The sequence below is a fragment of the uncultured Bacteroides sp. genome (genome assembly GCF_958445495.1).
In the GTDB taxonomy this organism is placed as follows: domain Bacteria; phylum Bacteroidota; class Bacteroidia; order Bacteroidales; family Bacteroidaceae; genus Bacteroides.
In genome coordinates this window covers 50,659-60,968 of sequence record NZ_CAUCSQ010000025.1, presented here as the reverse complement: position 1 = coordinate 60,968, position 10,310 = coordinate 50,659, and the positions used below count along the sequence as shown (strand labels likewise).

Sequence of the window (10,310 nt, the reverse complement as noted above, 5' to 3'; positions counted from 1 at the left end):
TTCTGCTGTCTGATACAAGAGGATAAATTGAATTGATAGAACTCACCATAAATCAAATCCGGTGTAAAGCATATCCCAGCCAATGGAAATTAAAAAGGACAAGTGGTTGTAACCGGTAACAGGCTAAATCGGAGAACCGTAACAATACGATTGTAAACGACAAATTAAAAACAGGTATTCTTTTCTTACGGAACAAAGCGAGTTATGCTCTTGTGAGCACATAGAATCCATATCAGACCCATATAGGTCACTAAAATAACAATATCAATCCCAATATGGCAAAAACAGGATGCGGGAAACGGGATACCGGCCTTTACTCTCTTTATAAAAAAATATATCAACGATCTTCACAGACAGTTGATATATGGGGTAAAAAACATATCGGAAATTAACCGATATGAGGGCATTGCTCAAAAGACATACCGCTGTACTTCTTCTGACCAACAAAATATGTAGGGGTCTCCATACGTATAGCATGAAGTTAGGGACCTACATATATGATAATCCGGTATGAAATCAAAAATATCCGCCGGCTTGCAGGCCGGCATACAATTCTCATGGTCCGAAATAAAACTCTTATCCTGTTCCCTATTAAGGTTGTAACTTTTCATATAACATGACTGCTTTTATCAACTTCAAATTCTCCTTGCAGAACCAGGGAAAGTCAATGCACCGGAAGTCAACACTGAATTCTTCAAGCAAATCGTAAAAACGGATATCCTGTATCAAATCACGAATCGAAATAAACAGAAGCAAATATTTCTTCCTTTTACAATAGAACAATGCTTTTTGCAATTCCGCATAAGTTATATCTTCTCCTCTTCTGCCGCCAGAGTTCTCTCTGTCATAGAAAGACAACTGTACCTTCAACAAATTATCCCGCTTCAAATATTCCATTAACCGTTCTTGGGCCGCAGGCGAGGAATCATCACCGTATAACACCACATCCCTATATTCCATATCCGACATTTTTCCTTGAGAAGTACTTCTCAAATCAGCACACAACATATTATATTCTTTAAACAGGCTTTGCTTGGTACGTCTCTGCAGCTTTTCAACAGAATAAAAAGCATATCTAAATACAAAATGTGTCCCTTGCTTCTCCATTGTTTCCTGTTCCGAGAAGAAAGCATGCAGACGTACCTTATTTACCAGAAGAGATTGTTTGGAAATATCCTCAAGTGTATTGGCGATGTATTCAACAACTGTCTTTTTCATTTATTCGGAAATAGGCCCAAAGGCTCAAAATCAGCAGTAAAAGAATTAAATGTTTATAGTTCTCATTTCCTGAATCCCATTTATCGGAAACCGTATGTCAGGGATTCCTTTCCTAATATCAGAAAGACAAACACACCCGCTCTACCGTTTACCTTTTTATCGTGAGGCAGAAATTCCAAATCTGCTTCTGAATTAGGAACTTGCATCATCTTACAATCGCCTCTTTAATGCAATCCACAATATAACGCACATCAGTATCCGTTACATACGGACCGGCAGGAAGACACATACCCACTTTGAAAACAGCCTCCGACACCCCGTTCACATAAGCCGGGGCGTTTTTATATACCGGCTGCTTGTGCATCGGTTTCCATACCGGACGGGCCTCAATCTTCTTCGAAAGCATAAATACACGCAACGCTTCCACATTACTGTTCGGCTGACAGTCCGTTGCAGGGTTCTCAACCACGTGAACCACACCTGCCGCACCTCCTATAGCCGTCTTAATGACTTCTTTATAAGCATTATCCTGTCCTTGAATTCTCACCTTCGGGTCAAGCATTACAGTACAAAGCCAATAATTAGAATCATAATCGGCATTGGGGGCTTCATGAAGCACTACGCCTTCCACCTCTTTCAAAAGTTCCTTATAAAGAGCCTGCACATGCTTATGATGAGCGATATGTTCATTAACCACTGTCATCTGTCCCCGGCCAATACCTGCACAAATATTCGACATGCGGTAATTGTAACCGATAACCGTATGTTGATAATAAGGGTAAGCGTCGCGAGCCTGCGTTGCATACCACATGATGTTATTCTTGCTTTCAGTGTCTTTGCAGATAAGCGCACCGCCTCCCGAAGTAGTAATCATCTTGTTGCCATTGAAAGAAAACACGCCGAATCTACCGAACGTGCCGAGCAGCCGCCCTTTCCACTTAGAGCCAAACCCTTCGGCAGCATCTTCTATAACAGGAATGCCATATCTGTCAGCCACAGCCATAATCTTGCCACAATCGTACGGCATGCCATACAGAGCCACCGGGATAATGGCTTTAGGATACTTACCGGTCTTAGCTTTACGGTCGAGAATCGCTTTTTCCAGCAACTCCGGGTCCATGTTCCATGAATCAGGTTCCGAATCGATAAACACCGGCGTCGCACCCAAATATGCAACCGGATGGGAAGAAGCACAGAAAGTAAACGTCTGTACGCAAACCTCATCGCCTAGTCCCACACCACAGGCAAGCAGTGCAAGATGCAGGGCCGCCGTACCTGCACTCAACGCAACGACCTCTCTTGAAACTTCGGTTCCATCCACATTTTCAGAGACAAACATCTTCAAGTCATTCTCGAAACCATTCACATTCGGACCGAGAGGCACTACCCAATTGGTATCAAATGCTTCTTTCACATATTTCTGTTCCAGTCCTTCCTCACTCATGCGAGCCAGACAGAGATAAATTTCTTCTCTTTCTTCCATATATGCTGTTCTATTTAATCATCTATTCTTACAGGCAGATATTTAAAAGCCATATCGTCAAATGAAACATATTCAAATTACAAGTCCCGGACACTCAAATTCGGGCATGTACCCAATGAGGCGATAAAGCATAACAAGTTCATTAAAAAACAGGCGTGTTTAATTTAGAATACCCCCAAAACAAACGGTTTGGAAACTTACACCTCTTCCCCCGCAAACTTCACTTTGAATCCCAGCACCGTAGCAAAAATCATCCGAATATCCGCCACAAACGAATAATGCTCATAATAATACCTGTTCAGCCGTACTTTGTCCGGATAAATCACGCGGTCATTATACCACACAGCCACTTCCTGATTCCCCTTTCCCGTAAGAGCCGTATAATCCTCGTCTGAAAGTTGGACAGATGGATATTTGGCAGTCAGTTCTTGAAAATCCATATTTCTGAAATCTCTCATAAAGTCTGAAATCATCTCATCCTCCAATCTGTATTTCAACGTAGCAGGTCCCGTAATGCCCGGCCTCAAATTCAGCACTTTGCGGTCGTCGCCCACCAGTTTATCCGCATATCCCGGAACATCGGGACGAGGTCCCACAAATGACATGTTTCCAATCAGCACATCCCACAGTTCCGGCAACTCATCAATCTTGTAATGCCGTAACTTAGCTCCCAGAGGCGTAATGCGGCTGTCTCCTGCCACACTCACCGAAGAACCGTCATGTTTCACTGTCATCGAGCGAAATTTGTGGCAAGTAAACAGTTTACCGTCCTTTCCCACCCGCTTCTGACAAAAGAAGACAGGACCACCCGGCATTTTTTTATAAATAAGGAAAGCTACTATAGGAAATACCCAGCCAATCAAAAGCAATCCGCAAAAGGATGCAACAATATCGAAAAGCCTCTTTAATATCATATTCTTTTTTCCCGGATGCCCACCGCATCCCGCCCAAATCGCCAACCGACTAAAAGCCTTACCTGAATACCTTATAAGCAAACTTCTTGACACACGCAGGCGATACTAACACGAAAAACATCATATACCCGAAGATTGTAGCTCCCATACCATAGCCAAGAGCCCTGTTTATCATCTTGCGGTCATGCAACTGTTTCTTAGCGAAAGCCCAACCATTGCGTCTTTTCTTAAAAAGCGAATCCGTGAAACGGAACTTCAAAACAACCTCTTGCAGATTTGCATGTTGCGTCCCGCTCTTCATTCCATCCAGCCAAAGCATCGTATCTTGATTCTGCCGATATTCAGGACGGTATTTGCAACCAGCCTTATCAAAGAAACTCTTGCGAAACATCACGGTCGGATGCGCATGGGGATTTCTCCTGGCAAAGAATCTATAACACTCCTGAGGTCTTTCAGGATACATTATCTTTTTCCCCCGGCTTCTGTTGTCCCCATCAATTTCTTCAATGGCTCCACCAACAATATCTATCCCCGGATGTGTCTGAAGATACGCCCACTGCCTGGCTATCCGTTCCGGCATCGAAATATCGTCGGCATCCATCCGGGCTATATACTCATACCCCTCTTTGAAACAGGTGTCGAGCAAGTCGTTCAACACAATGGCAAGTCCTCTGTTTTTCGGGAACCAAAGGACGGAAACACCCTCCTGTCGCTCATAGCTTCTCAAACACTCCTCCAGTTCTGCTCCTACGGGTCCATCCACGCCTACATAAAGGTGAATATCCCTGTATGTTTGATTTAAGATACTGTCAAATGACAACCTAACATAAGGAACCTCATCATTCCCATATACAGGTAAAATTACCACAACTTCCTTCATTTCACGATTTTAACCAATGCTTCCGCCAGCTTATAGTTAACGGCAAATAAAACAGACAATACTTTTCTGCTAAAAGGAATCGGCGCTTTTAAAAGAGTCCGAAGGAATGCCCTGTGTTCGGAAGTCAATCTTGCAACAGTCTTTTCTTTATCGATGCTTTCATCTGCAATCCCATAATATGCGATTTTACATAAAAGAGACAACGGAGTCCTCGCCCTCTTTACTTGTCCAAGAAAACAAATATTCCCATACGTCTCATTAGCAGTCAAATCAGCCAACAGATTTCCGGCTTCATACAAATCAAAGTCCCTGCTTTTCAATCCGCCGGTAGACAGGCTGTCGCCACCCTGCCAATAATGATACTTGCATTGGTTCGATACAACCAACATGTTACATTCGGAAAGAACTTTGTATTTATAATCTACCTCTTCATTCACTTTACCTAAACGGAATTTGTATTTCTTTGCCAGGCGGGACGAGAACATACACCGCCATACTGCATAACCACCGCTTTTTCCGGTAGATGAATCCAGATAATATTGTAAAATATCCTTCCCCGTGTAAAGATTGATTTTCTCAGCAGGCTGGTGGAATTCGCCTTCCGCGGATACATTCGACATCTCATACTGAATGGCATCCGCGCCATTTGCATCGATTAACCCCATACAATAAGAAACCGTATCTTCTTCAATCCAGTCGTCACTATCTACAAAAGATATATAGTCTCCGGTACATTGAAGCAATCCCGAATTTCTGGCTCCGCTTACACCCGTATTCGATTGATGAATGACCTTTACATTATCATATTCGGAAGCATACTCATCGCATAACCGAGGGCAATTGTCCGGAGAACCGTCATCTACGAGAATAATCTCAATATTACCATACGTCTGCCTCAAGAGGCTGCGGACACACCTGTCGAGATATTGTTCGACCTTGTAAACCGGTACTATAATAGAAACTTTCAGATTCTCCATAGATTATATAAATTATAAGGTTACAATATACAAACCTCTGTGTCCTTCAAAAATACCATCAAAGCATATCGCTTTTCCATCCTGCCTCCAACGAGGATGAAGGTCGCAACGGGTATCATTGTCATATTTAAAAGGAGCAAACACACGAGCCACCACTCTCATATTCCCGGCTTCCGAACCGGAATCACGCAATAACTTTATATCAGCGACACGTGTGCGATTCGGATAAGAATCCGTAACGATGAGACTGTTGTCCGTCGGGCAATAACTCGGATGGCCGTCATTCTTCAACCGAGTCCACAGATGCCGGTACTCCTGCGTTTTGTCTTTCATCAGATAATAACCGGGCCCTCCTTCTTTCTTACGCTCGAATGCAATAATTTCTTCCTCATTTTTCCAATAACAATGACTCACCATGTCATCATCGCTAAGAACATACATCCCCGTTCCGTCAATGTTGCATGTTACCAGACGTGTATATTTTCTCTGCCCGCAGAACCAACGATACAATACCATAAAGCGTTTTCCACTCGGTGAAAGCATCAAATGGTTGACCTTGTGCACCGCTCCCCTTTCCAACATCTCCGGCCTTGGCCGGAATCCGGCAAAGTCGGTGTATTTCAATAACCCCGCCACTTCCCCGGTCTCAATATCCAATTTCCAGACAGCAGTCGCATCCGGAAGCGCAACCCCTTTCGTTACCTCCGGCAATCCCGCATATCCATATCCCATACGAAGATTGTGAAGACGGGAAAAATCGAGACTTAGCGCAGTTCTGCCATCTGCCGAAACAGTATAACAAGGAACAGGCAAAATCCGTTCCTCTCCCGTTTCGACATCGAGTATCACGGAACAATATTTACCGCCACGCAAGTCATTATATAAAATACGTGATTTAAAATCCGGCCCAAGCCACTGCGCCATACAACCTTGCTGGACATTCCATGTACAAGTGGTTGCAACCTTCTTTATTCTTTTCCCGCCTGAAACGACAAACCCTTCCTGAATCGCGGCACTTTCGTCAGTATCAATCAAAAGGATATCCGCAGGACTTTCAGGAGCCGGGTTGCTCCAAGTGTCCTTTGCCCTCATGCAAAGCATATAACGCATGGAAGCATCCCACGGAGACTTGTCATAATAGCCGAAGAAATACTCTTCTTCCGTATCAGGCGACATCCGTACGATAGGCCCCTCCGACTTTATTTTCGGAGAAACTGCATACATCGCCAACTGGTATGCACGCTTGATATACTTCTTAATTCCCGGAACCTTATTCAACTGGTAGTTAACCATTTGTTCAATATTCATCGCACAACCTCTTTTAAGAATTTATTCCATTCATCAAATACGGCCTCATTCGTATGCGTTTCTCCTAAACGGCGGGCTTCCATCGCCGCCCTTTCCGCCACATCAGGATTATCCAGCAGGTACGCCATTTTATTTGCCATAGCATCGACATCCTTTACCGGGACGATAAATCCGTTCTTCCCGTCCTCTATCAATGTCCTCGCCCCTCCGGGCCGGCAATCCGTAGAAATACACGGGAGCCCTAAAGACATCGCTTCCATCAGCGCATTAGGCATGCCTTCGTAGTCAGAAGACAGTACAAACAGACGAGCAGTCCTTATACAGTCAAAAATATCCTTTCTGCCGGCATTCAATCTAATTCTGCCAGCCAGCCCCAATGAGTCAATCTTGTTTTGCAACTCATCACGCAATTCCCCGTCACCGTAAAACGCCAATGTAATCGCCGCATATTTTGATGCAATCCTGGCAAAAGCATCAATCAACAAGTGAGGATTCTTCTGAGGATGCAACCGCCCGACTGTTACGATTCTATTATCCCTTCTTCCAGCAACCGGATATCTGTCTTGCGGGACTGCCACAGAATTATGAATAACAATCGCTTTCTGCCTGGAACCAATCTTGAAAAAATCCCTTGCTCCCTCAGATTGGAATACAAGCGCATCCACCTTTTTACATGTAATATCACGCACAAATCCCAGCAATCCGGAATATTCCTTATCATAGGGGTCTCCCCTTTCCGAATAAAGGACTTTGCCGGTCCGCCCCTTTCCGACAAGCAATGAAAAATATGCGCTTTGCAAATTATAATTGATAGTGACATCAGGCCGAATCTCAGACAAGGCTTTTCGAAATGCCTTAAACCGTTGAACGATTCTATATTTCCCCTGTTCGACACTCGTCAAATCATGAATCCTCACATAATCCGACACGGCATATGGCGACCTATATTCATTGAGCACTACCAGATGGACATCATGCCCCCTCCGGGCCAATTCATTGGACAGCATAATTATCTGACGTTCAGCGCCACCGCTTCCATGAAGGTAACCGACAGTAACAATTCTCATAGCAGCCAGCCGTTTTTTTCAGAGCCCCGGTTAAAACCCGCTCAATATGCACTCCGCAAAATTCATTTACCACAATCTTTATGCAAAACAATATGGTAAACCTGCCCAAGCTTGTTTGCATTGGCACTCTTATCGAACATTTCACTTACCACGAACGAACAGCCGACAAGTCTCTCTTTCATCTCATCATGCTGTTCAACCGCTTTATGAACAGCATCGACAAACCCTTGCCGGCTATTCATTTCAAACAAGAACGCCAACTTCCCGCCCAACGAATATTCAACGGATTCTTCCGTCTCAGCCGCAACGGCAACAGTGTTGTTAACAATGCTTTCAGCCAGAGCCAAATTGGCATGAGGAATGGTGAAATAGCTGACCAGACAAAAACATTGTTCGAGCAGATGCTTTATCTCGTAAACGTTCGGAATGCATGCGATACGCTTATCCCTCTTAATAATTTTATCCAATTCATAACTATAAAACCTGCGAATGCCTTTGTCGGAAAGCCACATTTTAAATTGTTCTTTCCATGAATGGCCGTATTCCCTCACACTATTTCCCAATACGAGCAATCGCCAGTCGTCATCGGCCAGATATTCAGAAAAAAGTTCGACAACCTCTTTTGCACCTTTATTGGGAGCCTGTCCGCCTGTAAATAGAAACACTTTCTTATTTTCCAGATTTTCCTTGAAAACCTCATTCAAAGGAATTTCTTTATACCTGTCCGAAAAATCAATCCAGTCATAGACGATTGTTGTCTTATGCTCGACGCCCGGTATCTGTCCGGCGGAAAATCCATTGATAGCCACAACGTAATCCGCATACTTCCTTATATATCTTTGAGCTAGGAACAACTGCATGTTATGTTCGCGAGACGGCCAATGCTCGCGTATATGGATTATTGTTTTATACCCCCCTTTCTTTGCCGGCCTCAGATAAGGATAAAGCATCATCGAATTCAAGTAAACAATGCCGGGATTAATTTTCTTCACTATGGCTGCAAATCCATTCAAAGACTTATTTATTTTATGATACCTCCCTATCGTGCCCCGTTTCATGAGCGACAAATTATATGGCACAGAGTCCATTTCAGGATAGAAAAAGACCTCGGCAGACAATTTTCTTATCTCTTCAACCAAAGGCCCGTCATGAGCCAGCAATACGACAGGCTTGTACAAACTCCTGTCAACAGCCTTCAATATATTCAACAAACAGTAACTTCCGCCTCCTATCGTCGAACAATGGAAAACATACAATATCGTATTCACTAAGATAGATTGCTATTCAAAAAGTCAATAAGTTTTCCGCTCTCATTCAAATAATTAAACCGGCTATGAGCCAAATCCGCACCGGCAAGCCCAACGGATTCGGCAGCGGCCGGATTTTCCATTACCCATTCCATCTTTTGCGCAAACGCCCTCTCGTCATCAGGCTCAACGACAAATCCGTGAACGCCGTCTTTTACAAATAAAGGAATATCCCCCACTGCTGTTACAATAACGGGAGACTTTGACAGCAAATATTCCCCCAATTTGCCCGGAAATCCATTTTTAGCCTGGAGATTGTCCGGCCTTGCTAGCACGGCAGCGATGGAACCCGACAAAAATGCCGGTATATCAGAAGCCTGCACCACACCCATAAAAACCACCGAACCGGAAATGCCCAAATCATCAACCATTCGCAGTATCTTTTTCTCATCTTGTCCATCGGCAAATTTTCCAGCAATCCTTAAATCTACATCAGGATACTTCTTATGAACAAGAGAGAATGCATTTAAAAGAATATCCACCCCATCCTTATAGGTCGAGACAGTTCCACAATATGCAAAATACGGATGCTCATATTTTACGGGCACAACCTCTTTAAATCTGTTTTCATCCACAATCATATTGACAATCCGGACCCTATTCCCGTCAACCCCATTCTCGATAAACAACTGTTTGAGCGCAGTAGAGACAGTGATTATACCGGTTGCTTTCGAGCAGTCTTTAAAATACCGTTTCATGGAAGGGCGGAAGATTCTGCTCCCCAACGGATACATACCCGGATGCTCCGTCTTTTCAACAAAAACACGAACCCCCTTCTTTTTCAACAAAAGATGAAGCATATCGGCCATATTGTACATATAGACAGTATCTTCCGGTTTCACCCTAAAGAAAAAAGATATCGAAAACAGAAAATAACAGATATGTTTAAGATACTTATTGTCAATATAATACCATTTGTCCCAATAATACTCTATGTTAATGTTCGGTAGAGAATCCGTAATCCGTCTCTTCTGATTATCGGTCAGAAAGAAAACCGCATCAGCCTTCACTCCCAACTCCGAGAAGCCCCTAAGATAGGCCAAAGCACGATTCGTTGCCGCAGTGTTCGGATTATAACCGTAATTAAGAAAATACAGTCTTGACATATTCTTCAATGCAATCTAGTCATTATGTTAAAAACAGAACCGGCTCATCC

General features: G+C 43.5%; 9 protein-coding genes. All 9 read right to left on the bottom strand.

Annotated elements, in window-relative coordinates; genetic code table 11:
* Positions 1-591: 591 nt before the first annotated feature.
* The 9 genes from Q5076_RS10350 to Q5076_RS10310 all read right to left on the bottom strand — a co-directional run bounded on the left by Q5076_RS10350 (position 592) and on the right by Q5076_RS10310 (position 10,260).
* Positions 592-1,218, bottom strand: coding sequence for a hypothetical protein (locus tag Q5076_RS10350; protein WP_303012972.1), 627 nt, complete (start codon positions 1,216-1,218; stop codon positions 592-594).
* A gap of 205 nt (positions 1,219-1,423) precedes the next feature.
* Positions 1,424-2,701 (bottom strand): DegT/DnrJ/EryC1/StrS aminotransferase family protein, encoded by a 1,278-nt coding sequence (locus Q5076_RS10345; RefSeq protein ID WP_303012971.1) that lies wholly within the window; start codon positions 2,699-2,701, stop codon positions 1,424-1,426.
* Positions 2,702-2,898: 197 nt separating this feature from the next.
* Positions 2,899-3,615, bottom strand: coding sequence for a sugar transferase (locus Q5076_RS10340; RefSeq protein WP_303012969.1), 717 nt, complete (start codon positions 3,613-3,615; stop codon positions 2,899-2,901).
* 58 nt (positions 3,616-3,673) lie between these two features.
* Positions 3,674-4,495: a glycosyltransferase gene (locus tag Q5076_RS10335; protein WP_303012968.1), complete on the bottom strand. Its 822-nt coding sequence runs from the start codon at positions 4,493-4,495 to the stop codon at positions 3,674-3,676.
* Complete coding sequence (locus Q5076_RS10330) at positions 4,492-5,472, bottom strand: glycosyltransferase family 2 protein (RefSeq protein ID WP_303012966.1); 981 nt, start codon at positions 5,470-5,472, stop codon at positions 4,492-4,494. The genes Q5076_RS10335 and Q5076_RS10330 overlap by 4 nt, the downstream gene beginning before the upstream one ends.
* A gap of 12 nt (positions 5,473-5,484) precedes the next feature.
* Positions 5,485-6,780, bottom strand: a complete 1,296-nt coding sequence (locus tag Q5076_RS10325) for a hypothetical protein (protein WP_303012964.1) — start codon at positions 6,778-6,780, stop codon at positions 5,485-5,487.
* Positions 6,777-7,847, bottom strand: coding sequence for a glycosyltransferase (locus Q5076_RS10320; RefSeq protein WP_303012962.1), 1,071 nt, complete (start codon positions 7,845-7,847; stop codon positions 6,777-6,779). The genes Q5076_RS10325 and Q5076_RS10320 overlap by 4 nt, the downstream gene beginning before the upstream one ends.
* A gap of 62 nt (positions 7,848-7,909) precedes the next feature.
* Positions 7,910-9,115 carry a hypothetical protein gene (locus Q5076_RS10315; RefSeq protein ID WP_303012960.1) on the bottom strand — a complete coding sequence of 402 codons (1,206 nt, stop codon included), beginning with the start codon at positions 9,113-9,115 and terminating at the stop codon, positions 7,910-7,912.
* A complete protein-coding gene (locus Q5076_RS10310) occupies positions 9,115-10,260 on the bottom strand; it encodes a glycosyltransferase family 4 protein (protein ID WP_303012958.1) in 1,146 nt (381 codons plus the stop codon). Before Q5076_RS10310 ends, Q5076_RS10315 begins: the two co-directional genes overlap by 1 nt.
* Positions 10,261-10,310: the final 50 nt, after the last annotated feature.

Bases quoted from the DNA above. Each gene is read 5' to 3' on its own strand.
- Q5076_RS10350 (WP_303012972.1), bottom strand. From the start codon at position 1,218: ATGAAAAAGACAGTTGTTGAATACATCGCCAATACACTTGAGGATATT.
- Q5076_RS10345 (WP_303012971.1), bottom strand. From the start codon at position 2,701: ATGGAAGAAAGAGAAGAAATTTATCTCTGTCTGGCTCGCATGAGTGAG.
- Q5076_RS10340 (WP_303012969.1), bottom strand. From the start codon at position 3,615: ATGATATTAAAGAGGCTTTTCGATATTGTTGCATCCTTTTGCGGATTG.
- Q5076_RS10335 (WP_303012968.1), bottom strand. From the start codon at position 4,495: ATGAAGGAAGTTGTGGTAATTTTACCTGTATATGGGAATGATGAGGTT.
- Q5076_RS10330 (WP_303012966.1), bottom strand. From the start codon at position 5,472: ATGGAGAATCTGAAAGTTTCTATTATAGTACCGGTTTACAAGGTCGAA.
- Q5076_RS10325 (WP_303012964.1), bottom strand. From the start codon at position 6,780: ATGAATATTGAACAAATGGTTAACTACCAGTTGAATAAGGTTCCGGGA.
- Q5076_RS10320 (WP_303012962.1), bottom strand. From the start codon at position 7,847: ATGAGAATTGTTACTGTCGGTTACCTTCATGGAAGCGGTGGCGCTGAA.
- Q5076_RS10310 (WP_303012958.1), bottom strand. From the start codon at position 10,260: ATGTCAAGACTGTATTTTCTTAATTACGGTTATAATCCGAACACTGCG.